Annotated in this window: 31 protein-coding genes and 2 pseudogenes; 19 read left to right on the top strand and 14 right to left on the bottom strand. The window is 70.1% G+C overall.

Features of this window, described 5'->3' with window-relative positions:
- Positions 1 to 401 precede the first annotated feature (401 nt).
- Together OHA65_RS20290 and OHA65_RS20285 are read left to right on the top strand one after the other, a co-directional pair.
- Complete coding sequence (locus OHA65_RS20290; RefSeq protein WP_327284511.1) at positions 402 to 740, top strand: MerR family transcriptional regulator; 339 nt, start codon at positions 402 to 404, stop codon at positions 738 to 740.
- A 251-nt stretch (positions 741 to 991) separates the two neighbouring features.
- Entirely contained in the window at positions 992 to 1,195 is a 204-nt protein-coding gene (locus tag OHA65_RS20285; protein WP_030303412.1) for a cold-shock protein, read from the top strand.
- 184 nt (positions 1,196 to 1,379) lie between these two features.
- Here the strand turns inward: OHA65_RS20285 and OHA65_RS20280 are convergent, their stop codons facing one another.
- On the bottom strand, positions 1,380 to 2,039 hold the full coding sequence (locus OHA65_RS20280; RefSeq protein WP_371644263.1) for an HSP18 transcriptional regulator: 660 nt from the start codon (positions 2,037 to 2,039) through the stop codon (positions 1,380 to 1,382).
- A gap of 128 nt (positions 2,040 to 2,167) precedes the next feature.
- Here OHA65_RS20280 and OHA65_RS20275 point away from each other — a divergent pair, with 128 nt between their 5' ends.
- The 3 genes from OHA65_RS20275 (at position 2,168) to OHA65_RS20265 (ending at position 3,596) form a co-directional block, all read left to right on the top strand.
- Positions 2,168 to 2,602 (top strand): Hsp20/alpha crystallin family protein, encoded by a 435-nt coding sequence (locus OHA65_RS20275; RefSeq protein ID WP_329314117.1) that lies wholly within the window; start codon positions 2,168 to 2,170, stop codon positions 2,600 to 2,602.
- 97 nt (positions 2,603 to 2,699) lie between these two features.
- The gene (locus tag OHA65_RS20270; RefSeq protein ID WP_328763273.1) at positions 2,700 to 3,095 is read left to right on the top strand and encodes a DUF2267 domain-containing protein; all 396 of its coding nucleotides are present in this window, start codon (positions 2,700 to 2,702) and stop codon (positions 3,093 to 3,095) included.
- 54 nt (positions 3,096 to 3,149) lie between these two features.
- Positions 3,150 to 3,596 (top strand): DUF2267 domain-containing protein, encoded by a 447-nt coding sequence (locus OHA65_RS20265; protein WP_327284507.1) that lies wholly within the window; start codon positions 3,150 to 3,152, stop codon positions 3,594 to 3,596.
- Between the two features lie 74 nt (positions 3,597 to 3,670).
- Here OHA65_RS20265 and OHA65_RS20260 read toward each other — a convergent pair whose 3' ends face one another.
- Positions 3,671 to 3,844, bottom strand: coding sequence for a CsbD family protein (locus OHA65_RS20260; protein ID WP_371644261.1), 174 nt, complete (start codon positions 3,842 to 3,844; stop codon positions 3,671 to 3,673).
- A 1,825-nt stretch (positions 3,845 to 5,669) separates the two neighbouring features.
- Here OHA65_RS20260 and OHA65_RS20255 point away from each other — a divergent pair.
- The gene (locus tag OHA65_RS20255; protein ID WP_327284505.1) at positions 5,670 to 6,008 is read left to right on the top strand and encodes a MerR family transcriptional regulator; all 339 of its coding nucleotides are present in this window, start codon (positions 5,670 to 5,672) and stop codon (positions 6,006 to 6,008) included.
- Positions 6,009 to 6,126: 118 nt separating this feature from the next.
- On the opposite strand, the pseudogene OHA65_RS20250 reads toward OHA65_RS20255, so the two are convergent.
- Positions 6,127 to 6,909 (bottom strand): annotated as a pseudogene (locus tag OHA65_RS20250) (PP2C family protein-serine/threonine phosphatase); the annotation flags it as partial.
- 610 nt (positions 6,910 to 7,519) lie between these two features.
- Between OHA65_RS20250 and OHA65_RS20245 the strand changes: the two are divergent.
- Both OHA65_RS20245 and OHA65_RS20240 read left to right on the top strand, forming a co-directional pair.
- A complete protein-coding gene (locus OHA65_RS20245) occupies positions 7,520 to 7,876 on the top strand; it encodes a PRC-barrel domain-containing protein (protein ID WP_327284504.1) in 357 nt (118 codons plus the stop codon).
- A gap of 37 nt (positions 7,877 to 7,913) precedes the next feature.
- A complete protein-coding gene (locus tag OHA65_RS20240) occupies positions 7,914 to 8,084 on the top strand; it encodes a hypothetical protein (RefSeq protein WP_328763272.1) in 171 nt (56 codons plus the stop codon).
- A gap of 33 nt (positions 8,085 to 8,117) precedes the next feature.
- Here OHA65_RS20240 and OHA65_RS20235 read toward each other — a convergent pair whose 3' ends face one another.
- Positions 8,118 to 8,606, bottom strand: a complete 489-nt coding sequence (locus OHA65_RS20235; protein WP_327284502.1) for a DUF5994 family protein — start codon at positions 8,604 to 8,606, stop codon at positions 8,118 to 8,120.
- 232 nt (positions 8,607 to 8,838) lie between these two features.
- Here OHA65_RS20235 and OHA65_RS20230 point away from each other — a divergent pair, with 232 nt between their 5' ends.
- The 4 genes from OHA65_RS20230 (at position 8,839) to OHA65_RS20215 (ending at position 10,299) form a co-directional block, all read left to right on the top strand.
- Entirely contained in the window at positions 8,839 to 9,417 is a 579-nt protein-coding gene (locus tag OHA65_RS20230) for a DUF5994 family protein (RefSeq protein WP_328763271.1), read from the top strand.
- Positions 9,418 to 9,422: 5 nt separating this feature from the next.
- Positions 9,423 to 9,611 (top strand): hypothetical protein, encoded by a 189-nt coding sequence (locus OHA65_RS20225; RefSeq protein ID WP_327284500.1) that lies wholly within the window; start codon positions 9,423 to 9,425, stop codon positions 9,609 to 9,611.
- 119 nt (positions 9,612 to 9,730) lie between these two features.
- Positions 9,731 to 9,973: a hypothetical protein gene (locus tag OHA65_RS20220; RefSeq protein WP_371646889.1), complete on the top strand. Its 243-nt coding sequence runs from the start codon at positions 9,731 to 9,733 to the stop codon at positions 9,971 to 9,973.
- Positions 9,974 to 10,026: 53 nt separating this feature from the next.
- A complete protein-coding gene (locus tag OHA65_RS20215) occupies positions 10,027 to 10,299 on the top strand; it encodes a hypothetical protein (RefSeq protein WP_327284498.1) in 273 nt (90 codons plus the stop codon).
- 27 nt (positions 10,300 to 10,326) lie between these two features.
- On the opposite strand, the gene OHA65_RS20210 is transcribed toward OHA65_RS20215, so the two are convergent.
- The 4 genes and pseudogenes from OHA65_RS20210 to OHA65_RS20195 all read right to left on the bottom strand — a co-directional run bounded on the left by OHA65_RS20210 (position 10,327) and on the right by OHA65_RS20195 (position 12,722).
- Entirely contained in the window at positions 10,327 to 10,854 is a 528-nt protein-coding gene (locus OHA65_RS20210; protein ID WP_327284497.1) for a histidine phosphatase family protein, read from the bottom strand.
- Complete coding sequence (locus OHA65_RS20205; RefSeq protein WP_371644257.1) at positions 10,851 to 11,681, bottom strand: hypothetical protein; 831 nt, start codon at positions 11,679 to 11,681, stop codon at positions 10,851 to 10,853. Before OHA65_RS20205 ends, OHA65_RS20210 begins: the two co-directional genes overlap by 4 nt.
- Positions 11,682 to 12,010: 329 nt before the next feature.
- A pseudogene (locus OHA65_RS20200) lies at positions 12,011 to 12,199 on the bottom strand (IS5/IS1182 family transposase); the annotation flags it as partial.
- 319 nt (positions 12,200 to 12,518) lie between these two features.
- The gene (locus OHA65_RS20195) at positions 12,519 to 12,722 is read right to left on the bottom strand and encodes a hypothetical protein (RefSeq protein WP_327284495.1); all 204 of its coding nucleotides are present in this window, start codon (positions 12,720 to 12,722) and stop codon (positions 12,519 to 12,521) included.
- 338 nt (positions 12,723 to 13,060) lie between these two features.
- Between OHA65_RS20195 and OHA65_RS20190 the strand changes: the two genes are divergently transcribed.
- Positions 13,061 to 13,999, top strand: coding sequence for a restriction endonuclease (locus OHA65_RS20190; RefSeq protein ID WP_327284493.1), 939 nt, complete (start codon positions 13,061 to 13,063; stop codon positions 13,997 to 13,999).
- A gap of 123 nt (positions 14,000 to 14,122) precedes the next feature.
- On the opposite strand, the gene OHA65_RS20185 is transcribed toward OHA65_RS20190, so the two are convergent.
- Entirely contained in the window at positions 14,123 to 14,755 is a 633-nt protein-coding gene (locus OHA65_RS20185; RefSeq protein ID WP_371644255.1) for a TetR/AcrR family transcriptional regulator, read from the bottom strand.
- A 122-nt stretch (positions 14,756 to 14,877) separates the two neighbouring features.
- On the opposite strand from OHA65_RS20185, the gene OHA65_RS20180 reads away from it, so the two are divergent.
- Positions 14,878 to 15,816, top strand: coding sequence for an alpha/beta hydrolase (locus OHA65_RS20180; RefSeq protein WP_327284491.1), 939 nt, complete (start codon positions 14,878 to 14,880; stop codon positions 15,814 to 15,816).
- Positions 15,817 to 15,917: 101 nt separating this feature from the next.
- On the opposite strand, the gene OHA65_RS20175 is transcribed toward OHA65_RS20180, so the two are convergent.
- The 4 genes from OHA65_RS20175 to OHA65_RS20160 form a co-directional block, all read right to left on the bottom strand.
- Positions 15,918 to 16,100 carry a hypothetical protein gene (locus tag OHA65_RS20175; RefSeq protein ID WP_327284490.1) on the bottom strand — a complete coding sequence of 61 codons (183 nt, stop codon included), beginning with the start codon at positions 16,098 to 16,100 and terminating at the stop codon, positions 15,918 to 15,920.
- A 173-nt stretch (positions 16,101 to 16,273) separates the two neighbouring features.
- Complete coding sequence (locus OHA65_RS20170) at positions 16,274 to 17,233, bottom strand: hypothetical protein (RefSeq protein ID WP_328763269.1); 960 nt, start codon at positions 17,231 to 17,233, stop codon at positions 16,274 to 16,276.
- Between the two features lie 26 nt (positions 17,234 to 17,259).
- Positions 17,260 to 18,774, bottom strand: coding sequence for an APC family permease (locus OHA65_RS20165; RefSeq protein WP_405762227.1), 1,515 nt, complete (start codon positions 18,772 to 18,774; stop codon positions 17,260 to 17,262).
- Positions 18,775 to 19,066: 292 nt separating this feature from the next.
- On the bottom strand, positions 19,067 to 19,963 hold the full coding sequence (locus OHA65_RS20160) for a sigma-70 family RNA polymerase sigma factor (RefSeq protein WP_327284487.1): 897 nt from the start codon (positions 19,961 to 19,963) through the stop codon (positions 19,067 to 19,069).
- 149 nt (positions 19,964 to 20,112) lie between these two features.
- On the opposite strand from OHA65_RS20160, the gene OHA65_RS20155 reads away from it, so the two are divergent.
- Together OHA65_RS20155 and pucL are read left to right on the top strand one after the other, a co-directional pair.
- Positions 20,113 to 21,465 carry an aspartate aminotransferase family protein gene (locus tag OHA65_RS20155; RefSeq protein WP_327284486.1) on the top strand — a complete coding sequence of 451 codons (1,353 nt, stop codon included), beginning with the start codon at positions 20,113 to 20,115 and terminating at the stop codon, positions 21,463 to 21,465.
- Positions 21,466 to 21,720: 255 nt separating this feature from the next.
- The gene (pucL, locus tag OHA65_RS20150) at positions 21,721 to 22,638 is read left to right on the top strand and encodes a factor-independent urate hydroxylase (RefSeq protein ID WP_329314104.1); all 918 of its coding nucleotides are present in this window, start codon (positions 21,721 to 21,723) and stop codon (positions 22,636 to 22,638) included.
- Between the two features lie 21 nt (positions 22,639 to 22,659).
- On the opposite strand, the gene OHA65_RS20145 is transcribed toward pucL, so the two are convergent.
- On the bottom strand, positions 22,660 to 23,082 hold the full coding sequence (locus OHA65_RS20145; RefSeq protein ID WP_327284484.1) for a histidine phosphatase family protein: 423 nt from the start codon (positions 23,080 to 23,082) through the stop codon (positions 22,660 to 22,662).
- Between the two features lie 221 nt (positions 23,083 to 23,303).
- Here OHA65_RS20145 and OHA65_RS20140 point away from each other — a divergent pair, with 221 nt between their 5' ends.
- The 3 genes from OHA65_RS20140 to OHA65_RS20130 are packed head-to-tail and all read left to right on the top strand — an operon-like array spanning position 23,304 to position 24,570.
- The gene (locus tag OHA65_RS20140) at positions 23,304 to 23,516 is read left to right on the top strand and encodes a CbtB-domain containing protein (RefSeq protein WP_327284483.1); all 213 of its coding nucleotides are present in this window, start codon (positions 23,304 to 23,306) and stop codon (positions 23,514 to 23,516) included.
- Between the two features lie 31 nt (positions 23,517 to 23,547).
- The gene (locus OHA65_RS20135) at positions 23,548 to 24,303 is read left to right on the top strand and encodes a CbtA family protein (protein WP_329314102.1); all 756 of its coding nucleotides are present in this window, start codon (positions 23,548 to 23,550) and stop codon (positions 24,301 to 24,303) included.
- A gap of 21 nt (positions 24,304 to 24,324) precedes the next feature.
- Positions 24,325 to 24,570: a hypothetical protein gene (locus OHA65_RS20130; RefSeq protein WP_327284481.1), complete on the top strand. Its 246-nt coding sequence runs from the start codon at positions 24,325 to 24,327 to the stop codon at positions 24,568 to 24,570.
- Positions 24,571 to 24,576: the final 6 nt, after the last annotated feature.

The raw sequence follows: 24,576 nt of genomic DNA, 5'->3' as shown, positions 1-24,576 counted from the left end.
GCACGATGGGCAACGGGGCTGGCTGCCGGAGAGTGGCGCTGGGTCAGGCCACCAGCAGTACCGCAGTAAACGCAGTAACCCGCAGTTGCAGTCTCTCCCGCTGGTAAGCAGTTGATCACCGAGGGAAGAACGGAGGAGTTGAGGCGCCATCAGGATCGCTCGGGCGGAAGTCTGAGCCCGGGTACCGCAGGACATCGATAGTGAGGTGGTCTCCGGTCAAGCAACCGCGATTCCCGCACAGCCTGTCCTCGTTCGGACGGGTCGGCGGAAACAGCAGGCCGGCGCAGGACTAGGGCCGGCAGATGGTGTAGCAGTTCCTTCGGGGCCCTGGTGCTGTACGCACCAGGGCCCCTCCTCGTATTCCGACCCCTTTTCCTCTACCTGTTTCGCAGTGAGGTGCGATGACAGCAGACGACTCGTTCGGCCGTCTCGACGACGACGATTACCCCGCCTACACCATGGGCCGGGCCGCCGCCATGCTCGGCACCACCCAGGGCTTCCTCCGCGCCATCGGCGAAGCCCGCCTCATCACCCCACTCCGCTCCGCCGGCGGCCACCGCCGCTACTCCCGCCACCAGCTGCGCATCGCCGCCCGCGCTCGCGAACTCGTCGACCACGGCACCCCCGTGGAGGCGGCCTGCCGGATCGTCATCCTCGAAGACCAGCTCGAGGAAGCGCAGCGCGTCAACACCGAGTACCGCCGCGCAGCGGTCGAGATCAGTCCACTGACTGTGGCCTGAGGCAGGCGTGCCCGCCGGTCTCGGCGGGCACGACCGCCCGTGCACGTCGGGGTCGTGACGCGTGCTCGCGCCCTCTGGTGACAGCCCGTCGTGGGCGTGTAGCGTCTGCGTCAGCTGTCGTGGTTCGGAAGTTCCCCTTTGCCCACGCGTTCGGCGTGGGCGTTTTGCTGTGCTGTGCCGCAGGAACCAGGGCGATCACCTCCGCCTCCCGCATGGAGCGGGAGGCGTTCATCGACTGGAAGGCAAGAGACATGGCTACGGGAACTGTGAAGTGGTTCAACGCGGAGAAGGGCTTCGGCTTCATCGCCCAGGACGGCGGCGGCCCGGACGTCTTCGCCCACTACTCCGCCATCAACTCCTCGGGCTTCCGTGAGCTCCAGGAGGGCCAGGTCGTGACCTTCGACGTTACCCAGGGCCAGAAGGGCCCCCAGGCCGAGAACATCACCCCGGCCTGACCTTCACCACCCGCGGGCACCGAGACCGGCACGTAAGGCTGCCCCCTGGAGCTCGTACCGCTCGACCCGAACAACGGACCCCTGCGATGTCGGCAGGATCCGAGGCGTGCCGAATCAGGGCCGCGCAGCTGCTGCTGCGCGGCCCTGATCTTGTCCGGGTCCGGGGTGCGGTTCGTATGCGCGGTCAGGTGCTGCGCCGGTCGCGGCTGTCCTGGCGGAGGTGGTCGGTGTGTCGGGTCATGGCGTCGAGGTGATCGACGAGAGCCGAGTCCTCGGGGCGCAGGTGAGGCCGGGTGTCGGTCAGGGGCCGGATGAGGCGGGCTGCGTCGTTGTCGGCCAGGGCCCGGTTCAGTTCGCCGACGGCTGCCGCGGCGGCGTCGGGAAGGCCGGTGAGGGCGGTGATCTGGCCTGCGAGCCGGCGCAGGTCGGCCGCGTTGTCACGGGCCCAGGCCTTGACGGCACGGTCTGAGGCACGTGTGTCGCGGGTGGCCTGGACGCGTTCCTCGCCGGTGCTTCCGGCCGTGCCGGGGCGCAGGCGCAGATAGCGGCGTTCGGCGGCCTGCCGGCTCGCGACCCCGAGGGGTCCGGCGAGGTCGGCCCAGCTCGCGCCCTGGCCCCGGGCTGTTTCGATCAGGCCGCTCTCCCAGCTGGCGAGCTGTTCACGGACCGCGCGCAGCATCAGCAGCGCGGCCAGCGCCGGGTGCGGGCCCGCGCCTGTCGGCTCGGTCGGGGGCGTTCCGGCAGAGCAACGCTGTGCGTGCCTCACGGCCTGGTCGATGGCCCGCAAGGCCGTCGCCGCAGCGGGGAAAGGGACCGGCGCGGCCGGCTGGCTGGCTTCGTTCATGACACTCTCCGCTGCTTGTCATCCTCCAGATGACCCATTGTTTGTCATCGTTTCGATGACATGCTACAACGGAAGCACGTTGAAGCGCATTGGCAGTTCCTGCCTGAACCAACTGGAGGTGTTTCGCGATGTTGATGCGCACTGACCCGTTCCGCGAGATGGACCGGATCGTCCAGCAGCTGTCCGGCACATCGGGCACGTGGTCGAAGCCGTCGGTCATGCCGATGGACGCCTACCGCCAGGGCGACGCGTACGTGATCGCCTTCGACCTCCCCGGGGTGAGCACCGAGGCGATCGACATCGACGTCGAGCGGAACATGCTGACGGTGAAGGCCGAGCGTAGGCCCACCGGGAAGTCCGACGGCGTGCAGATGGAGCTCTCCGAGCGGCCCCTCGGTGTCTTCTCCCGCCAGATCATGCTGGCCGACACCCTCGACACCGAGCACATCGAAGCGGACTACGACGCGGGTGTCCTGACCCTGCGGATCCCGATCGCCGAGCGCGCCAAGCCCCGCAAGATCAGCATCGGCGGCGAGTCCGGCCGCAAGCAGATCTCCGGCTGACCAGCCCCGCAGCGGCGGAGGACGGGGAACCGATCCCCCTCCGGCACCCCGTCCCCCGCACCCCTCGGCCCCTTCACCCCTCCCCGGAGGTGACGTGATGTCGATACGCAGGGAGGCGTTCCTGGCCCACGTCCAGGAACGCGGCGAGTACACGACCCTGCCGGAAGCCGAACGGGCGGCCCGCGTCGTCCTGGCCCTGCTGGGCGCGCACCTGGTCGGCACCGTGCGAGCCGAGCTCGCCGCCCGGCTCCCCGAGACGTACGCCTTGATCCTCCTGAATCCCCTGCAGGCCGCCGAACCGCTATCGCCCGAACGCTTCGTCCGCGCGACCGCGGCCTGGATCGAAGGCGCCACCGAGAACACAGCACTGTGGGACATCGGCGCGGTCCTGTCCACCGTGGCCGCCGCGGCGGGAGACGTCCTCATGCGCGAGGTCCTGCTCCAGCTCCCGCCCGGATACGACCTCCTCTTCGGCCACCCCCAGCCCACCTGACCGGCGCCGACGGCCGGAACGTAAACCTTCGAAGAGAAAGGCAATCGCAGCACCATGTACGACCAGCCTCGACCGGACCGGCCCACCCCCGCCATGACGTTCGACCAGATGCTGGAACGCGTCCGCTACGAGGGCGCCTACCCCACTCGCGAACGTGCGGAAGACGCCGTCCGTACCGTTCTTGCCGGGCTCGGCCGGCAGGTCACGGGTGACGAGCGCGTCGACCTCGCGCAGTGCCTGCCCGTCGAAGCCGCCCTCGTCCTGACCGCCCAGATCCCCGATACCGAGCAGCTCACCGGCTGGGGCTTCGTCAAGGACCTGGCCGCACGGACCGGCGTGAGCCCCGCTGTCGCCCGCTGGGATACCGGCGCCGTACTCGCCACCGTCACCGCGCTCGCCGGACCCGACCTCCTCGCCCGCATCCTCCAGCGACTTCCCGACGACTACGCGCTCCTCTTCGGACAGGCGCAACTGCGCCGGCCTGAGCGCGCCGCCGCCTGACCGGAGCCGGCTGCACGCGGACACGCATGGGGCCGGGACCGCTACTGCGGTCCCGGCCCCATGCACGCGAGGGGTCAGTGGTTGAAGGTGTCCTTGACCTTCTCCTTGGCCTCGCGGGCATCGCCCTTGGCCTGCTCCGCGCGACCCTCGGCGGTCAGCCGCTCGTTTCCCGTCAGGCGGCCAGCGGTCTCCTTGAGCTTGCCCTTGGCCTGCTCGCCCTTCGCCTCGGCCTTCTGCTCACCAGACACAGCTGATCACTCCCTGCTCGATGGAAGGTTCTTACAGAACCCCGTATGACCGGTGGGCTCCCTCCTAAACAGACGGGGCACCACGGCCCGACCCGAAGCGACGGGGGTCTTCGACGATGACCTGGACGTCGAGGCGGTTCGCGCGGAGCTCATGGAGGTGACCGTGCCAGCGTGCCGGAGCGCGGTGGTGACGAGCCGGGATCGTGTCAGGCCGGCTCGGACAGGACGCGGGTGGCCTCGGGGAGCTCGTAGACGTGAGCGGCCACCCCTTGTAGCGGCAGGAGAGGGCGCAGGGGACATGAGGTCGGGGTGTGGTCGTGGTCGACTTCCCAGGTGGGCAAGCGTGCGGCCGGGGCGCAGATGGTGGAGACGGCGTAGAGGGTGCCGGAGCAGCCCCGGCACACCAGAGAAGCGTGGATCACGTGAGTGCCTCCGGATGAACGGACTCGGCTGTGCCTTCCACAGAGCGGGGCTCCCCCGCCGGGTGGAGCTGGCGCCAGATGCTTTCCGTCTTGCACCTGAGGTGTTGGGGAGAGGCCAGATGCTGCCACAGCGGGTCGGAGCGGCGGGGGACGGTGGCGCCGCGGACAGCCCGTTCCTTGGCGAGCTGCATGTACAGGGGTGCGCCCTGGTTCGCGGCTTCTCCGGGGATCTGGTCACGGGCGTGTGCCGGGCTACGGGAAGGCCTTCGGCGCGCGTGTTCCGGAAGACAGCCAACCGCTCTGCGGCTGCCGCCGTCGGTCTGTGGGCCGCGGCTGGAGTTCGCCCCATGATCATCCGTCACGTTCGTCAAAACGATTCTTCCATCCTCTAGGACACCGGTGCGGGGTGGACAGCCGTCCCAGGGATTGCCCCGAGCGCCCCCAGGCCGGGCCCCTGCGGCCCTGGCACCTGCCGTTCTGGCAGCCCGCATACGGCGGCGACCGGCCGCAGGGCCGCGCCGGAAGCCGGCGTAGAGGGCCCCTCACGACCTTCGCCCTGCGCCCAGGGCAGCACTGCCGCCCCCAGCCGCTCCTTGTGCTGCGCATCTGCAGCCCCGGCATCGGCCGTGCGTTTGAGTTCGATTAGCTCCTCGCCCGCCATACAAAAATCTATGACGGCTGGAGTAGACATTGGGCGGTGGCCTGGCTATGGTTTCTCTCGTAGCCCAGAGAGACAGCAAGGCCCGGCAGAGACGAACTGCCGGGCAGCAGTACCCGCAGTTGCAGTGCGCATGACGGTGCGGTGGTGGAGTTCCGAAGCCAGGGTTGTTTCAGGACGGCGACGGGACTGACGACCGGACCGGGGGGCCCGCAGTGATCAGGGGCCGCCGAGAGAAGTACCGCAGTTAACGCAGTGGCAGTACCCGAAGTAAGTGCAGTTCGCAGTACCCGGCAGTGAAGTAAGTGAGCAGCACCTCGGTGAAGGCGTCGACTGCGGACGCGCGCACCGGGAAGTTCGGCAGTGGGGTTCTAAGCCAGAGCAGACGCACGATGGGCAACGGGGCTGGCTGCCGAAGAGTGGCGCTGGGTCAGGCCACCAGCAGTACCGCAGTATCAGCAGTGCAAGCAGTAAACAGTTGATCACCGAGGGAAGAACGGAGGAGCCGAGCGCCATCAGGATCGCCCGGGCGGAAGTCTGAGCCCGGGTACCGCAGGACATCGATAGTGAGGTGGTCTCCGGTCAAGCAACCGCGATCCCCGCACAGCCTGTCCTCGTTCGGACGGGTCGGCGGAAACAGTAGGCCGGCGCAGGACTAGGGCCGACAGATGGTGTAGTAGTTCCTTCGGGGCCCTGGTGCCGTACGGCACCAGGGCCCCTCCACGCGTTCCATGAGAGAGGTTCAATGACAGCAGACGACTCGTTCGGCCGTCTCGACGACGACGATTACCCCGCCTACACCATGGGCCGGGCCGCCGCCATGCTCGGCACCACCCAGGGCTTCCTCCGCGCCATCGGCGAAGCCCGCCTGATCACTCCGCTCCGCTCCGAGGGCGGCCACCGCCGTTACTCCCGCTACCAGCTGCGCATCGCCGCCCGCGCTCGCGAACTCGTCGACCAGGGCACCCCCATCGAGGCCGCCTGCCGCATCATCATCCTCGAAGACCAGCTTGAGGAAGCCCAGCGCATCAACGCCGAATACCGCCGCGCCGCCGAATCATCCGCATCGCCGCCCTCGGCCTGAGGCGAGGGTGCCCGCAGGCATCGGCGTGCCGCGCGCTCAGCGGGCGGCGTTCGCGCAACCACCCCGCTTCGGTCGTCCTCGTCGGGCCGTGGCTGCAAGCCGGGTTGTGGACGGAGTGCTATTCAGGCGCTGATGCTTCTGTGAGATCCGCCCCGGCGTCAGCGCTGCGCGTGGCCTGATGGGTGCCGTGCCAGTCCAAGCACATGACCGTGGCGTCGTCCTGGAGGTGGCCACCATGGGCGTGCAGCACCGCTGCGACCAGGGCCCGGGAGGCCTCGCGGGGGTGGAGATCGCATGTGTCCACGATCAGCGAGGGCAGGTCGACCTCAACAGCGCGGCGCTCCAGCATGCCATCGGTGAGCATCACCAGCCGGTCACCCGATGGCAAGTCCAGCCGCTGCACCCAGTAGGCGGCATGGGGATCGACCCCGAACGGTAGATCCACTGCTGGAACGATCTCCTCGACCGTTCCGTGTCTCAGGCGCAGCGGCCAGGGGTGACCCGCATTGACGAACTGAGTAGTGCCGTCAAGCAGGCTGACGTGCAGCAGCCGTCCGGTGACGAAGCCCCGTCGGCCGTTGTCGATGAGTGCCTGGTTGGCCGCGAGAGCCTGCTCTTCGAGCTCGGCGCCGGCACGTCTGGCCCTCCGGAGAGCGCCCACGGCCAGGGTGGCGAGGAGCGCGGCTTCTACGTCGTGGCCCATGGCATCGGTGACGGAGAGCTGCATGGTGTCGCGGTCGACGACGTAGTCGAAGGTGCCGCCGCCGACGTGCGTCGCCGGTTCCAATGCTCCGGCGACCGTGAACGGGGCCGCCTCACATGCCAGCGAGGCGGGAAGGAGCCGGTGCTGGATCTCGGCCGCCAGGTTCACGGGCCGCGTCCGGCGACCCCACTGGTAGAACCTCGACCTCTTCCGGCCATGGCCTGCGCTGTCCCTCCTGTTGGATGAACACCCGGTCGCTGTCGCCATCGCCGGCGGGAAGAGGAAGGCTCCGACCCGGGGAGAATCCGCACTCGTTCCGACTCAGCCCGGGCCGGCCGGCTCAGTCAGGCCGCCCGTCGAACCCGTGAGCCGGCCACTGGCACGGTGACCGCATCCGCCGCCTTCCCCGACGACGCGTGGCATGTGACCGGACGCGAGGGGATGACGGCGGAGCCCCGACGGCGGGCCCGGACCCCTGTGCCAACCACGCGGAGGAAGGCTTCACCTCGGGCGACTCCTCGTGGCGCTACGCTGCCGGGCTGCCTACGGAGACGCGCGCCCGAGCCACGATGGTCGCTCTTCCTTGGCCACGATCGTCGTCGCGGTCCTGTCGATCGAGGTGCGCTGAACCCCGTCGACCGACTGGCCCGTATCGGCGGGACACATCCCTGCTGCCAGATTGTCACCAGGGGCATATCCTGATAAATAGGTCGTCGCACTCTCACGTGTGGCGTCCGGAAGGGCGGCCCCGGCGTGTGAATGTGCCGGGGTCGTTGTGTGACCGTCGTCACGCCGCAGGGGGCGAGCCATGATCCGTTCAGCCGATGTACGCGAGTGGCGCGACTGTGACGTCCTCGACGCGAAAGGGCACCGCATCGGCGCTCTGGAAGCGGTCTATGTGGACACCGCCACCGACGAACCGGCCATGGCAACCCTCCGCACCGGATTGCCCACCCGCCACCGCCTGGTCTTCGTTCCTCTCGACGAGGCGATCCTGGGACCCCGCTACGTCAAGGTCGCCCATGCCAAGGCAGTGGTGAAGAAGGCCCCTGCCATCGGCACCGACGACGTCCTGCCCGCAGAGCAGGAAGAAGCAATCTTCCAGCACTACGGGATGCCCTACCAGCCCGGCGCCGGCGGCGAACGCCGACTGGCGCGCCGCTGAGCGCCCCGAGCCTGGCGCCAGAGGAGGTGTCCGGCGCATGGTGATCTTCTTGTTGCTGCTGCTCGTGGCCTTCGTCCTGGGCCTCATCGGCGCGGTGGTGGACGGCCTGTTCTATCTCCTCGTCATCGCCATCGCGATCGCCGTGGCCGACGTGGTCTACATCGTGCTACGACTTTCCCGGTCATCGCGTCGCCACCGCCTCCGATGACCACCGGGCGAGCGCGGCGTCCGCAGCAGCAGGTCAGTCACTCCGACCGGGGGCATCGGTGGCGGGGGCCCGGGCGATGAGGATCTGGGAGGCCCGGGCGATGTTGTCCGCACGGACCGCCTGGGCCATGGCCTCGCGGGCGGCACCGGTTGCGGTGCCGGGAGGAACCACCAGAAGCGAGAAGTGGTCGTTGTGGCCTCGGGTGATGAGGACGGTGTCGTCGCCGACCGGGTCGGAGTCGAGGTGCACGATGTGATCGTCGACGACCAGGCGGGTGGGGATGTCCTGCCAGGCGGTGGCGTCCAGGCCGACCCTCGTGATGGAGCCCAGGTGCTCGGTCAGCGCCGTGATCAGGGCGGGCAGCTCCGTGGTGACGTCCCGGGAGCGCGGCCACCAGGCACCGTCGAGAACCCCTTCGCGGGACTGCGTCGTTTCGAGCCGGAGCAGGGCGGTGCCGGGCTCGACCGCTCGGTGGATCTCGTCGGGGAGTCCGGGGGGAACCGGAGTGTCGGATGCGGCCATGATCGGTGCGCCTATCTCACGGTGCGGCGGCATGCCGCCGTCCCTCTCACGGTACTCCGCCGCCTGCGGTCGAGCGCCGGGAGCTACCCGGTCACCATCGGCCTCTTCGGCCTCGGACCGGAGTAGGCTGAAAACACCGGGAGTCTTCCGTACACCCGCTCCCTCGCGGACGTCGTTTCCGGCGATCACTGCACCGGGCCGTCCTCGGACGGCCTGGAGACGGGTCCGCGTCATGACCACGACGAGTCTTGACCGCGCTGTTGCAGGCACACGTGCACCCACGCGCCCGGCGCGCCTTTCCCTTATGCCGAACACCCTGCTCGCCAGTCAGCTGGACGGTGCCTGGTGGCCGTACTCGCGTGACCTCGAAGCCGAGCTCCCGGCTCTTGCCGCCGCTCTGGACGAGCCCTGGGGGCGCATCACGCGCGTCAGCGTGAACCCCAGCCGCTGGCCGGTCGTACCGCGCACGGTTGCCGTGGACGGGCGCGTGCTGCACGTGGGCTGGTTCACCGAACAGGACCCCGACAAGCTGATCCTGCTCTCCTACACCGTCGGCCGCTGGGACCTCCTCGTCATCCCGCCCGAGACCGAACCCGCCGCCGCTGCCCGTCTGATGGCCGCCGCCGCGATCCCCGGCAGCGTCCTGGCCGCGGGCGTGCTCATGGCCAACGAATCCGCCATCGGCCGCGGCATCCGCGACGCCTCGCGCCCGGAAGCCACCTGGGAAGGCGAGGGCGGGGCCTGCATGTCCCCGTTCGGAGACGCGATGGGCCGGACCGCCCTGCCGCTGCCCGGAAACGGCTGGAGGTGAGCTCCGTGGAGACCGTCGTCCTCATCGCAGTGATCATCCTCATGATCGGCATCGGAATGCGCTGGATCCATCTGCTGAACGCCCAGCACGACGCGCGGATCGAGGCCCATCACTTCAGTGACCCCCTGCCGAGGCCTCCCGGCCTGCCGGACGACACCGGTCGTCGAGCCCACCACACGGGTGCCGACCGGTGAGGAGCAGACCTTCCTCCGACCGGGGGCAGCAGTCGGGGCGCCTCGGCGCCCCGACCCGCCGGCCTCTCGCCCACCCTGAAGGGAACCACGCCCACGTGAAGTACATCGAGACCCAGACAATGCCGTCGCTCGCACACGCCGAGGTACGGATCATCGCGCACACACCCGAAGCCGCCCGAGCCGTCGCAGAGGCGCTCCGTCACTGCTTCGCGGGCGCGGAACAGCGCAGCTATCCCGGTCTCGACGGCGACACCCGCCTCCACCTCACCGTGGACACGGCGACACCCGCCGGCCCCGCCCGCTCCTGGCTGGCCACCAGCAGGACCCCCGTCGGCACCGGCGCCCACTCCGACGAGACCTGAGAAGCCCCAACGGGCCCCGGAGCCCACTCCACCCCACACGGAAGGACGCGGTCATGGCCACACTGCGCGAACGCAAGACCTACCGCGAACAGGTGCTCCGGGTCCTGTACGAAGCCGTCGAAGGCAACCGCCTCCTCGGCATCACCGGAGCACAGCTGCGGCACGACCTCCACGTACCGGAACAGGACCTGGCCGCCGCCTGCACCTACCTGGCGGGCGAAGGCCTGATCACCGTCGACTGGGAACCGGGCAACACCCCCGCGATGGTCACCCTCACCCACGAGGGAATCCGGCGCATGGAGGCCGAGGAGGAAGAGCGCGGCTGAGCCCGTGTACCGACCGGTGCCGTACCGTCAAGGGTTCGCGCCGCGCGGCACGACCATGTCCGTCAGCCGGGCGGCACCCGGTTCGAGGGACGTCCAGGGCCCTGACACGCTCAGTACGGCGATCGCGGATGTCGGAAACTTCGTACGGGTCTGCTCCAGCGCGTAGCCGTCCGCCTCACCGGTGAGCAGCAGAACCAGCTCCTGCACACCGGGGTTGTGCCCGATCAGCATCAGCGTCCGTACCTGCGCGGGGATCTCACGTACGACTTCGAGCAACTCCCCGGCACCCGCCCGGTAGATGCGGGCCTCTTGGATCACCGCCGTGGCGGCGGCGAACTCGGCCGCGACGAGGCCCCACGTCTGGCGGGTGCGCAGGGCCGGGGAACACACGACGAGGTCGGGAACACAGCCGGCCTCGCGCAGCCAGCGGCCGGCTGCCGGAGCGTCGCGGCGGCCGCGCGGGGCGAGCGGCCGCTCGGAGTCTGCCACGTCCGGCGGCCAGGCCGACTTGGCGTGCCGCAGGACGACCAGGCGCCGCAAGTTGCCCGACATCATGACGTCGCGTGGTGCTGGTGGCCGACCTCGCGCGCGAGGTCCAGCCCCAGGACGCGGTCGAGAAAGGCGAACGTCTCGAACTTGGCACCCGCCGGCACGTCGGCGCGCTCCGCCACACGGGCCAGCAGGTCCAGGACGGCGGGGACACCGAGATCATCGGCCAGCGCGGCACGGCCCTGTCTCAGCACCTCGGCAGGGACCGGCCGGGACGGCTGCTGCGCCCAGTCGGCCACCTGCTGCCGCCAGTGTCCCAGCGCCCGCCGGGCCTCGGCGAGCGCGGCGCTGGTGATCGTGACCGGCATGCGGTGGGCGTGGCCGAGCAACAGCATCCTCACGGCCAGCGGATCGGTCCCCTCTGGGACGAATGCGTCGAGGAGACCAGAGGCGAGGAGATGGACACGGTCGGGGACTCCCCCGTCCGGTGGTGGTGCGCTCACCTGGCCCACATGGATCCGGACCCCGCCGGCGGAGTCCTGCACGGCGGAGCCGTACGCGAGCACGTGCACGTCGGCAGCGGCGCACGGTGCCTCGGTCGGAAGGTGCGCACCGACGGTGGCGGGCGGGTGGATGCCGAGGGCGGCCAGGGCGCGATCGAGCGCCTCGGCTTGCTCGCGCGGCAGGTCCGGCGTGGTGAGGACCGTGAGGGACTGCAGGCCGTGCAGCTCAACGGCGCGCGCCAGTACGTCGCCGACCAGGGGCGCCCGAAGGTCCACCGCGCCGATCCGGGTGTCGACGACCGGCAGATGGACGCAGATGCGCAGCATGTGGCGGTGTGCGGACGGGATCTCCACGAGGCGGCCGGTGCGGGTGTCGGCGATACGCAGCATGATGCGGAGGCTAGTCGTGAAAACCTCCGTTACGGGGGAGGACCTGACCAGGAAGCCGACGTTATGGCGTGGCGCGTGTCGCACGGTCGCGGGGTCCGCGCCATTCCAGTCCAGGCAGCCGGTCAGCTGCCTTGCTCGCACACGCGAAGCAGGCCCAGCGCCGCCGCACCGACGCTACCCCGCCCCGTGGCATCCGAGGCCAGAACGCTCTACGCCTCAAAGCCAGCGGGCACGTGCCCCATCCGTGCCCTTGGGAGCGGTGCACAGCGGTCAATACGGGTGCGGCAGGACCCTTGCAGTGACCACCCCGGCAGCCGATATGCGCAGGTCGGCAGCCAATTGGCGAGTCTGCGGTAGCAGATGAGGGTGCAGGTGATGCTGGTGAAGGCGAGGAAGTGATCGGCTTTGCGTTCGTAGCGGCGGTGGAGGCGGCGGCGGCCGGCGAGCCAGGCCATGGTCCGTTCGATGGTCCAGAGGTGACGGCCCAGTCGTTGCGAGGACTCGATGCCACGGCGGGCCGGTGGGCCGTCGCCCCCGACGGCCCGAACGACGCTCCGGGCTAGCCCGGAGTGTTGCGCTGGTCGAGCCGTCAGGGGGTCAGCGGTAAGAATTGATCAACAAGGGGTCGGCCGAGGCATCTGCGAAGGCCCCGCCAATAAGCCCCCGCCTTGAGCAGCCGCGCGGGGGAGGCATCGCCCCGCACCCTGAGCCCCTGCGGCCCGGAACGGTGTCCGGCCAGAACTGCGGAGGAGAAGCCCGACGGGACGAGGCCCCTGATCGGAATGCTCAGGGGCCTCGTCGAATGCAGAGCGACCGGCGCCCGCGCCGCGAGGAGCGCTACTCCTCGTCGCCCCCCTTGCCTCCCCGGCGGTCCGAGGGCATGACCGCGACGACCGCGGCGGCGACCCCCAGGGCCGAGCCGGCGGCGGGCGCGATCATGGCGAGGCCGAACACGACGGCTCCGGCCGCGACGAGCGCCAGTGCCTTGCGGGTGGGGCGGCGGCGCCGCTCGCCATTGAGCTGGGTTCGTCGTACTTTCATGTGGACGCCTCCTGGAGTGATGAACGAGGTGTTTCAAGGGCGGCCCCCGTTGCACCGGGTGGCCGCCTGCTCCATGTGCAGGGGCCGTGGCCGACGTTCTCGATCTGAGCCGTCAAGAGCCCCCCGGGGCCCTAGCCGGCATCCAACAGACTGCTTCTTCCGCTCGGCTCGCCCCCGAGCAAGCTCCTCCCCCGCGCCCCCTCGCTCGACCTTCCGCATGTCCGATTTGGATGAGCTTTTCACGGGTCAGATTCCCGCATCTGATTCCTTGGGCGCATGAGCAGAGTACACTACGACGAGCGGTAGTAGATCGGCGCGAACGAAGAGGAGAGCTGCACATGACGGAGGTGAACGTCGCGGACCCGGCGAGCGTGGTGTGGGGTCTCGAACCCGGCGAGCCGATCGAGCGCAAGCTGCTGCACGCCGAGTACGGCGGCCGCACGCAGGGGGGCATCGGCCCGTCGGCGAAGACGCCGAACGTCATGATCTTCACGGATCCGATCGCCGGCGAGAAGCACGGCTACTACGACGGGTGGATGCCGGACGGGCTGTTCCACTACAGCGGTGAAGGGCAGTACGGCGACCAGCGGATGCTGTCCGGCAACGCCAGCATCCTGAATCACCGCGCCGAAGGCCGCGCACTGCGCGTCTTCCAAGGAGCCCGCGGCGTCGTCACCTACCTCGGCGAGTTCGAGGTGGACAGCTGGTACGAAGCCGATGCGCCGGAGACCGGCGACGGCCCCCTCCGCAAGGTGATCGTCTTCAAGCTGAGGCCGGTGGACACCCCCGTGCAGGAGCCGGGGACGAAACTGGGTCGCGTGTTGCGCAATCAGCCCGAGACCGTCATGCACGTTGACATCGAGCAGCAGGAGACCGAGAAGGCCTTCGTCAATCCGAGCCGCGAGCCGTACGAAGCGGAGCGGCGGGAAGCCAAGCTCGTGCTCCAGTTCAGCGACTACCTCAGGTCGAAGGGGCAGCAGGTGCACCGGCACCGGATCCTGCCCGACGGCGAGACCCGCCCCCTGCTGACCGACCTCTACGCTCCGGGGATCGGCTTGTTGGTCGAGGCGAAGGGGAGCGTCACCCGGGAGAACGTGCGCATGGCCATCGGGCAATTGGCCGACTACAGCCGCTTCGTACGGTCGACCACGTGCGCGATCCTCCTGCCTTCCGAGCCGCGCAAGGACCTGATCGACCTCGCGGCGAGCCAGGAGTGCGTGGTCCTGTGGCCGGCCGGCAAGTCGTTCGAGGGCAGCAGCCCGGACGTGCTGCCGTAGCGGATCGCCCGGGCTGCCTACGGGGCGGATGCTGCATCACTTGGGTGAGGCAGCATTATTAATGGACAGCCGACAACGACGAAGGCCCAGGTCACAGACCTGGGCCTTCGTCGTGGCAGCGCCTCAGACCGGGTCCGCGTTCGGTGGCGGCCCGGCAGGCGGGAAGATCCGGTCCAGGTGGTGGTGGAGGACCGCGATGGCCGACTCCGGGGTGCGCTGGCCCACGAGGATGCTGGTGCCCATGGTCGCCGCCATGGCTAGCAGGCTGATCGCCTCGGTGCGCGCGTCGATGCCCGGGGCGGCCAGACCTGATGCCCGGGCCTGTTCGAGCAGGCCGGTCACGGCATCCTCCGCGGCGTCGGGGTTGTCTATGAACGGCTGCGCCGCGAGCGCCTCGTCGGTCACGGACAGGATCGAGTAGGAGCTGTAGAGGAGGTGGAAGGTGCGGCCCTCCTCGTCGGTCGGGAGGGAGGCCATCAGTAGCGCTTCGATGGTCGCGCGGGGTCCCGGGTCCGCGCCGGCGGCGCGGAGGCGGGCGCCCACCCGTGCGGTGAAGCGGTCCGTCAGGTGCTGGAGGCCGTAGAAGAGCAGCTTCTCCTTGGTCTCGAAGTAGTACTGCACGAGCCGCAGGGACACGCCGGCCTCCGCGGCCACGTCGCGCATGCCGACGGCGTGCAGGCCTCGCCGCCCCGCCACCTGGATGAGGGCCTCGGCGATCTGGGCGCGCCGCTCCTCGTGGTCCACGCGCTTTGGCATGCCGGTTCTCCACCCGTCGGTCGCGTTCGCAGCCCGGCCTTCCCGGACCTCTTCATGGTACCGCCGTACCACCAACATGGTACGGTCGTATCACGAAGAACGGATCTTCCCGGAGGTGCCCCGTGCCCGAGAACACGACCCGTGTGCGCCGCGACGTCGGCCGCTACGTCAACGACACCCTGCGCGACCGGTACTTCGCCGCCGCCGACGTGCTCTACGCGATGGGGGCACCCCTACGCTCCGAGTCGGACGTCGAGACGAGCTTCGGCACCACCCACGTCTACCGGTACGGCCCCACGGACCCCGCAGCCGAATCCCGTACGCCGATCGTCCTGATCCACGGCGCGGCCTACTCCTCCGCCATGTGGTTCCCCAACACCCCCGGGCTCAGCCTCGACCGCCCCGTCTACGCCCTCGACACCCCCGGTGACGCGGGCCGCAGCATCCACCGCGAGCCCATGTGGCAGCCCGAGCGCGCCGCCCAGTGGATGGACGAGGCCCTCGACGCGCTCGGCCTCGACCGGGTCCACCTCGTCGGCTCCTCCTACGGCGGCTGGCTCGTGCTCAACCAAGCCCACCGCCGACCCGGACGGCTCGCCTCGGTCACCGCCCTCGACCCCGGCGGCCTGGAGAAGGTGGGGCTGCGCTTCTTCGTCTGGATCTTCGTCAGCCTGTTCGCCACCTTCGCCCCCAAGCGCCTGCGTCCGCGTCTCGCCGCCTGGCTGGACCAGCCGGTCCTCGCCATCCCCGAGATGCGCAAGTGGATCCAGCTCGGCGCCCGCGCGTACCGGATCCGCCGCCCCGCACCCCTGCCGCTCGCCGAGGACGCACTGCGGTCCATCCGGACCCCGCTCTACGTCATCATGGGCAAGCACAGCCTGCTCCTCCACCCGAAGCGGCAGCTGGAACGCGTACCGCGCCTCGTGGCCGGGGCCCGCGCCGAGATCATCGCCGCGACCGGCCACGGACCGCAGATCGACCACCCCGACGTCGTCAACGCCCGGATGCTGAGCTTCATGGAGGACATCGACTCCCTCGACCCGGCCTCGGTCAAGTCGTAGGACGCCCGCTACGAGGCGCCCTGACCCAACGCACGAGCAACGGGCCGGCTGCCGCACACGATGCGCGACAGCCGGCCCGTTCGTCGTACCAGTGGCCGTTCTCAGCCCTCGTCGCGAGCCTGCTCGCGCTTCTGCTGCATCAGGTTCACACAGCCGAAGACCACGGCCAGCAGGAGCGGGACCGCCACGGCGGTGGGGCTGTCCCCGAAGAGCGGGGCGACCAGCGCCAGGACCAGCAGTAGCGCCACCGGAGCCCAGCGGACGATTTCCTTCTTGTTCCCCATCACGATCTCTTTCCCTTTTCCTTGCATTCCGTCGGCCGGGGGTCGCGCATCGACGGACGAACGGGGCTCGTCAGCGTTCGCAGGCCAACGTCAACTCGCCCCAGTAATCCTATATTTCATAGGTTAAGCCGAACATCCGCTCGGCGAGCAGCCGGGGGCGAGCTGCCGTCCGGTCAGCGGGTCCCTGCCGCACCGGCGCGGGTGCGCCAGCGGGTGTACTGCTGCTCGGGGTCTCCCGTGTACGACCAGGGGACCCGGGTGGCGCGGCCGTCCAGGAGCTCGAACACCGCGGCCGCCTCCGTGAGCAGGTCGGCGTGGACCAGGGCGTGGGCCAGGTGGTTGAGGTCGGCCACGTCCTGCGCCCCGGAGGCCGTACGGAATCCGATCCAGCGCTCCATCGTCGTACGCAGGTCCCACAGTTCGGCGTCACCGCTCCAGTGGTGCAGCAGGTCCAGGCTGCCCGGGCCCTCGTGTTCCGCCCGGTGCCGGTACTGCTCCGCCCGCGCCACCTGCGGCAGGACCGCGAGGGGCGAGCCCAGCGGCGCGGCGGCGGCGCGCTCGCGGGCGAAAGTGGACGCCCGGCCGTGCGAGCCGTGCCAGCGGGCGGACACGTAGCGCAGACCCTGGTGGTGCGCCTCCCGGTGGTACGGATCGCGGGCACAGAGCTCCTGCCACCAGCGGCCCGTCTCCGCGTGCCCGCCCTCGTACAGCCGGGCGAGGGTGACCAGGGACACCCACGGATGGGGGTCGTCCGGAGCGGCTTCGGAGGCGTGCAGGCAGATCCGGGCGGTCCAGTCGAGGCGGTTCACGGCCGGCATCGTCCCGCGGCGGGCGACCGCGAACATCCGCATCACCTCGATGTCCGCGCGCAGTACGACCGCGTCGGGACTGTGGGGTTCGGCGGACTGCCAGGCCTCCGCGACCCGCCGGTCCGCGGCGGCGTTGGCCAGCAGCCGGATGCGGTGGCTGCGCCGGTCCCAGTCGTGGGGGCCGCCGGCGGCGAGCAGGTCGCGCGGCCCCTGCCAGCGGCCGGCGGCGACGTCCTGGCAGGCCTCCGAAAGGGCCTTGTCACCGAAGGCCGGGTCGTAGTGCGGCGCCGCGGCGGAGCGGCGGCGTCTCCAGGCCATGGCCATGCGGACCCCCTCCTCGGAGCATCGGATCAGAAGTCGGTGAGCAGTTCGCCGGTCCGGCCGGAGCCGCCCCTGGAGGCGGGGTCGAGGTCGGCGGCCCCGTACGAGGCGTCGACGGAGCGGGCCCGTTCGGGGTCGAGCGGGACCGGCCGGTGGTACGAGGGGGCGCGCCGCCGGGAAATCAGCATCGGGACGACGCCGAGGCCGAGGCTACCGAGCCCGATGCCGAGCGCGAGGGCGTTCAGCTCGGTCACCGACCGTACGAAGATCCACGCCATGAACAGCGCGCCGCACAGCGGCCAGAGCCCGATGAGGAGCAGGTTCCGCGCGGAGGAGAACAGCTGCCTGCGGTGGACGACGACGGCGCAGAGCGCGGCGAGGCCGTAGTAGAAGCAGATCAGCAGGCCCATGCCGCTGACCGCGTCGGCGAGCAGCCGCGGCCCGGAGCCGGCTCCGGAGCCGGTCCCGGGGCCGAGGTCGGCGGCGATGGTGCAGGCGAGCGCGATGCCCGCGACGACCAGGGTGGCGGTCCACGGCGTCTGCCGTCCGCGGGGGATGCGGCCGAACGCCGGGTGGAGGGTGCGGTCGCGGCCCATGGCGAACAGGGTGCGGGTGGCCTGGATCAGCGTTGTCTCCAGGGTGGCGACGGTGGACAGCAGCACCGCGAGGACGAGCAGCCGCCCGCCCCAGCCCGGCCGGACCGCGTCGCCGAGGACGGTGAGGAAGGAGTCGGGGTTCTGCCGTACGACATCGGTGCCGACGAGGATGTTGACGGAGACGGTGAAGACGACGAACAGCGCGCAGCACATGACGATGCCGATCACCCCGCCCAGCCCCGAGCCGCGGCGGCCGTTGCGGGTCTCCTCGCCCAGGTTGCCGGTCACGTCCCAGCCCCAGTAGGCGAAGACGGCGATCAACGCGCCGGTCACGAAATGGTGTTGGCCGTCGAAGTGGCTGAAACCGAACCACGAGGGCGAGAAGTCCGCGACGTTGCCGTCCTTGGACAGTGCGGCGACGGCGAAGGTCACGAGCAGGATGACCTGCATGCCGGTGATGACGGTCTGGGTACGGGCGCCGATCCGGGCTCCGTACATCACCACGCCGGCCATGAGCAGGAACCAGCCCGCGCCGACGGCCGTGGCCAGGACGCCGTGACCGGCCGGGCCGGGCCCGAAGAGGGACAGCGTCGCGGCGCCGGCCGGGCGTGCGGCGGAGGCCATGAACACGGTGGCGGAGACGACGAGCGCCCAGCCGCTGAGGAAGCCGAGGAAGGGGTGCAGCGACCGGCCGACCCAGGCGTACGCGGCGCCGGCGTTCGGGTCGAGCCGGCCCAGGTGACGGAAGGCGAGGGCGATGCCGAGTACGGGGAGGGCGCAGTACAGGAGGACGGCCGGGCCTGCGACACCGACGGCGGCTATCAGCGCGGGGAGCGTGCCCGCGATGGTGTGGGCCGGGCCGCAGCCCGCCACGGCCATCACGACGGAGTCGAACGTGCCCAGCGCATCGGCCCGCAGACTCCCTCCGGCACCAGAGTGCTTGCTCACGATCACGTCTTTCCGGGGAGGGGTACCAGCGGGGCGACTGCGCTGGCGTTCGCCTGTGACGCCCGTGCCGTGTGATCTGACGCGACGGGCGGAGGAGGGGGAAGGGAGGTGGGGAGGTGAAGTGGAGGGGGACGGAGGGGGCGTGGGGTGCCGGGCGCGTCGGAGTGCGGGCGGCATCGCGGTGGCGTTCCCCGCCCTTGCAGAGCCGGGCCGGTTGCGGTTCGCACGACCGGGCGGCTGAACAGGAACCAGATCCTGCCCAAGCCGCCCGGGAAGCGCAAGGGTTCCCGGTTCAGTCGCCCAGGACGGCCCCGAGGTCGATCCGTGCGAGGCGCTGCGGGTCCGTGAGGATGTCGAGCGCGACGACCTTTCCGTCCTTGACGGTGAACGCCATGACCGACAGGGGCTTGCCCTCCGCCAGGGCGAGCACACCGGGAAGACCGTTGACGAGGACCGGGTGGGCCGCCGCGGCGAACCGGGCGAAGGTGATCGCCTGCGAGGCGACGTCGGTCGCGCCGCGCCGGACCGCGCTGGGGCGCAGCGTGCCGCCGTCGGACCGGGCGATGATCTCGGGGTCGAGGAGGTCGACGAGCGCATCGAGGTCCCCGCCCCGCGCGGCGTTGAGGAAGGCGTCCACGACCTCGCGGGTGTGCACCAGGTCGGCGTCGGGGGTGGGCGCGGCGTCCTGGACCCGGCGTCGGGCGCGGCTGGCGAGCTGCCGGGTGGAGGCGGCGGTACGGCCGAGGACCGGGGCGATCTCGTCGAACGGGACGGCGAAGAGGTCGTGCAGGACGAAGGCGAGCCGCTCGGCGGGAGCGAGCGCCTCCAGGACGACCAGCAGGGCGATGCCCACGGAGTCGGCGACGAGCACCTCGCGCTCCGGATCGATGCCAGCGAGCCCGGTGACGACCGGGTCGGGCAGCCGGACGTATCCGTCCTGGTCGTGGAGCGGATCCTCGCGCCGGGAGGTGCGCGACCGCAGCATGTCGAGGCACACCCGGCCGACCACGGTCGTGAGCCAGCCGCCCAGGTTCTCCACGGCGGTGACGTCCGAGCGGCTCAGCTTCAGCCACGCCTCCTGAACGGCGTCCTCCGACTCGCTCAGCGAGCCCAGCATCCGGTAGGCCACGGCCCGCAGATGCGGTCGGTGCTCCTCGAAGCGCCGGGCCAGGTCGTCCTGCTCGCCCACCTGTCACGTCCTCGCGTCGTGATCACCAGTACCCGACGACACGTTAACCAGATGATCCGGCACGTGCGGGTGGTTTTGGCCAGGTGAGCGGCGCCGACAGGGCCGCGACCCTCCCGGGGGTCCACATCATGGACAACTACGCTCAGGACATGAACGCTGAAGCCGCCGACGCGCTCGCCGCCGTGAAAGACGCCGACCGGAAGCACGTCTTCCACTCCTGGTCGGCGCAGGAGCTCATCGACCCGCTCGCCGTGGCCGGGGCCGAGGGCTCGTACTTCTGGGACTACCAGGGCAACCGCTACCTCGACTTCTCCAGCGCCCTCGTCTACACGAACATCGGCTACCAGCACCCCAAGGTGACGGCGGCCATCCAGGAGCAGGCGGCCAAGCTCTGCACCGTTGCGCCCGGCTTCGCCGTCGACGTCCGCTCGGAGGCGGCCCGGCTGATCGCCGAGCGCACCCCCGGCGACCTCGACAAGATCTTCTTCACCAATGCGGGCGCCGAGGCCGTCGAGAACGCCGTACGGATGGCCCGCCTGCACACCGGCCGGCCCAAGGTGATGTCCGCGTACCGCTCGTACCACGGGGCCACGTCCACCGCGATCAACCTGACCGGTGACGCCCGCCGCTTCGGCAACGACAGCGCGACCGCCGGCGTCGTGCACTTCTGGGGGCCCTTCGCCTACCGCTCGCCCTTCTACGCGGCCACCGGGGCCGAGGAGTGCGAGCGGGCCCTGCGCCACCTTGAGGACACCATCGTCTTCGAGGGCCCGCAGTCCATCGCCGCGATCATCCTGGAGACCGTCGGCGGCGCTCCTGGCGTCCTCGTCCACCCGGACGGCTACCTGGCGGGCGTCCGCGAGCTCTGCGACCGCTTCGGGATCGTCTTCATCCTCGACGAGATCATGGTCGGCTTCGGCCGCACCGGGCGGTGGTTCGCCTCCGAGCACTGGGGCGTCACCCCCGACCTGATCTGCTTCGCCAAGGGCGTGACCAGCGGATACATCCCGCTCGGCGGGGTCGCCATCTCGGCCGCCATCGCCGAGACCTTCGCCCGCCGGCCCTACCCGGGCGGGCTGACGTACTCCGGGCACGTACTGGCCTGCGCCGCCGCCGTGGCGACGATCAACCTCATGGAGGAGGAGGGCATCGTCGAGCAGTCCGCCCGCACCGGCGCGGAGCTGCTGGGTCCGGGCCTGCGCGCCCTCGCCGAGAAGCACCCCTCGGTCGGGGAGGTCCGCGGTCTGGGCACGTTCTGGGCCCTGGAGCTGGTACGGGACCGGCAGACGCGCGAGCCGCTCGTCCCGTACAACGCCTCCGGGGCGGACAACGCGCCGATGGCCGAGTTCGGGGCCGCCTGCAAGAAGGGCGGGCTGTGGCCGCTGATCGCCGGCAACCGCATCCACGTCGCCCCGCCTTGCAACATCAGCCCCGAGGACGTCGCCAAGGGCCTGAAGATCCTCGACGAAGCCCTGTCGGTCCCGGATACGCACACGGTCTGACCTGCGGCGCTGTGTGGTCGCCCAATCCGTGGGTGCCGGTGTTCGGATGATCTGTACGGGTAACAACGTGCCCCGCACATGTTGCAATCCGAAGCAGCACCTACGGACCGGGATGCACGTCAGTCCCGGGGCGGTCCCCCGGGACCGAACGGCGGGGAGCGGGACGTCCTGTGGTCGGGGGCGGGCGCTGGACGCCGGGCGTACGGGATCCAGACCACCGGACTCCGTGTTCCCGAGGCACCGAAGGAAGACACCATGAGCAAGCACGTCCTGGCGCAGAACCAGTACGGCAAGGCCGAGAACCGCATCGTCAAGGTGACCCGCAAGGGCGCCGACGGCTCGTGGCACGAGATCCGCGACCTCAATGTGTCGGTCGCGCTCCGCGGCGAGTTCCGCGACGTCCACCTGACCGGCGACAACGCCAACTGCCTGCCGACCGACACCACCAAGAACACGGTGTACGCCTTCGGCAAGGAGCACGGCATCGCCTCCCCCGAGGCCTTCGGCATCCTGCTCGCGAAGCACTTCGTCTCCTCCCAGTCGCCGATCCGCGAGGCGCAGATCCGGATCGAGGAGTACGCCTGGGAACGGATCCCGGTCCCGACGCGCAAGGAACAGCACTCCTTCGTCCGCAAGGGCCAGGAGGTACGCACCGCGCAGATCACGTACAGCGAGACGACCGGTCTGCAGGTCATCTCGGGTCTGAAGGACCTGACCGTGATGAACTCGACGAACTCCGAGTTCCACGGCTACATCAAGGACCGGTACACGACGCTCAAGGAGGCGTACGACCGCATCCTGGCGACCAAGGTCACTGCGCGCTGGGCTCATTCGGCGCTGGCCGCCGACGACGACGCGTTCGACTGGGACCAGTCGTACAAGAAGGTCCGCAAGAACATGCTGGAAGCCTTCGCCGAGACCTACTCGTACTCGCTCCAGCAGACCCTGAACCAGATGGCCGAGCGGGTGCTCGACAACTGCCCGCGGGTCAACGAGGTGCGCCTCAACCTCCCCAACAAGCACCACTTCCTCGTCGACCTGGAGCCCTTCGGCCTCAAGAACGACAACGAGGTCTACTTCGCGGCGGACCGGATGTACGGCCTGATCGAGGGCACCGTCCACCGCGACGGCGTACAGCTGGTGATCGCGACGAGCGACTGGATCGTCGCGTAGCGGCTCACCGTCCCGTAGCCGCTAGGTGTCGAGTGGCCGGCCGAGCTGGAGGTTCCACCGGCCGAGCCGCCCGGTGAGGGTGGTCACCGTGTCGGGCCGTACGTCGAGGCGCCAGAACGCGGCGGCCGGCAGCTCCAGCGCGTGCACCACCGCGGCCCGTACGACGGCCTGGTCGACCACCGCGCGATGGGTGCCCGCGGCCAGCCCGGCGAGTGCGGCGCCGACGCGGGCGATCAGCGCGGTCACGGACTCCCCGCCGGGGGGCGCGTAGTCCGGATCGGTCAGCCATCGGTGCACAGCGGCCGGATCTTCGGCGGAAATTTCGTCCAGGGTCCGGCCCGCCCAGTCCCCCGTGTCCGGGCCGCGCAGGCCCTCGTGGCCCGGGCACGGGTCGCCGTGGCCGAAGCGTGCCCGGCGGGAATCGTCGTCGAACGGACGTCTCACGAACTGAACTCGTACCACGGCACTCTTCATAAGGGGAGCGTAAACGCGGTACGGTCTCGGACGACAACCTAAAAAAGACGACGGTATGACGGAAGTACCGGTGAAAATCCGGCACGGTCGCGCCACTGTGAAACCTCCCGTGAGGGGGAGGGAAAGTCAGACCCGCCATGTCGTCGCGAGCACCACTGACCGGGACGCGTGTTCCCTCTGGAGGTTCTGCCATGGCCCACTCCGCCGTGCCCACGACGGCCCCTGCCGTCGCCCCGATTTCCCTCTCCGCGCTGGCCCCCTGGGCCCTGTTCGTCGGCGTCCTCATGCTCGTCCTGCTCTACCTCGTCGGCGCCGAGCAGGGCGCCACCGCGATCTTCCAGGGCGACACCGTCCACGAGTGGATGCACGACGGTCGCCACCTCCTCGGCTTCCCCTGCCACTGATCTCCACCGCCGCAAGGGGAAGAACCGAACCATGAACCCCATTTCACCCCGTGTCCTACTGGTCCGGGGCATGCTGGCAGGTCTGCTCGCAGGCGTGGCCGCCTTCCTCGTCGCGTACGTCCTCGGTGAGTCCAAGGTCGACGCGGCCATCGCCATCGAAGAGGCGGGCCACGCCGCCCACGACCACGGCGAGGAGGCGGCCCCGGTCAGCCGGGCCCTCCAAGCCACGGCAGGGCTCGGCACCGGAACGCTCCTGTACGGGGTCGCGCTCGGCGGCATCGCCGCGCTCGTCTTCTGCTACGCCCTGGGCCGCATCGGCCGCTTCGGCCCGCGGGTCACGGCCCTGCTGGTCTCGGGCGGCCTGTTCGTCGCCGTCAACCTGGTGCCGTTCCTCAAGTACCCCTCCAACCCGCCGGCCGTCGGAGACCCAGACACCGTCGTCCGGAGGACCACCCTCTTCATCCTGATGATCGCGCTGAGCGTGCTGCTGTCCACGGCCGCGCTGATCCTGGGCCGGCGCCTGGCGCCCAAGCTCGGGAACTGGAACGCGTCGATCATCGCCTTGGTCGCCTTCGTCGTGGTGGTCGGCATCGCCTACGCCACCCTGCCCGGCATCAACGAGGTCCCGGCGGACTTCCCGGCCGCCCTCATCTGGCAGTTCCGCCTCGCGACCCTGGGCATCCAGATCGCGATGTGGACGACTTTCGGCCTGGCCTTCGGTTTTCTTGCCGAACGGGCCCTTGCCCCCGCCGCCGCACCCAAGGAGGCTGTACAGCCCGCGAGCTGACGATGAGGGGGCCGGTGGGCCATGCACACGGCGATCTGGGAATGGCGCGGCTGGACGGGCGCCGTCCCGTTGTGGCTCAACACCGTTCTGCTGCTCCTGGCCCCTTTCACGGCCGTCACGCTGCTGGCTCAGGTCGGCATCATCACGGCTCTGGCCGCCCTCGGCGGCCTGGCCCGCCACCTCTGGTTCGGCGACTACGGCCACCCGGCCGTGCACCTCGCCGCCGCCCTCATGGGGGCGGCGGCGGTCGTGTTCGTGGTCTTCTGATCGCCC

This window comes from Streptomyces sp. NBC_00045, from assembly GCF_045041095.1.
GTDB lineage: Bacteria > Actinomycetota > Actinomycetes > Streptomycetales > Streptomycetaceae > Streptomyces.
The sequence above is the reverse complement of the archived record's forward strand: the minus strand, read 5'-3'. Positions and strand labels throughout refer to the sequence as shown.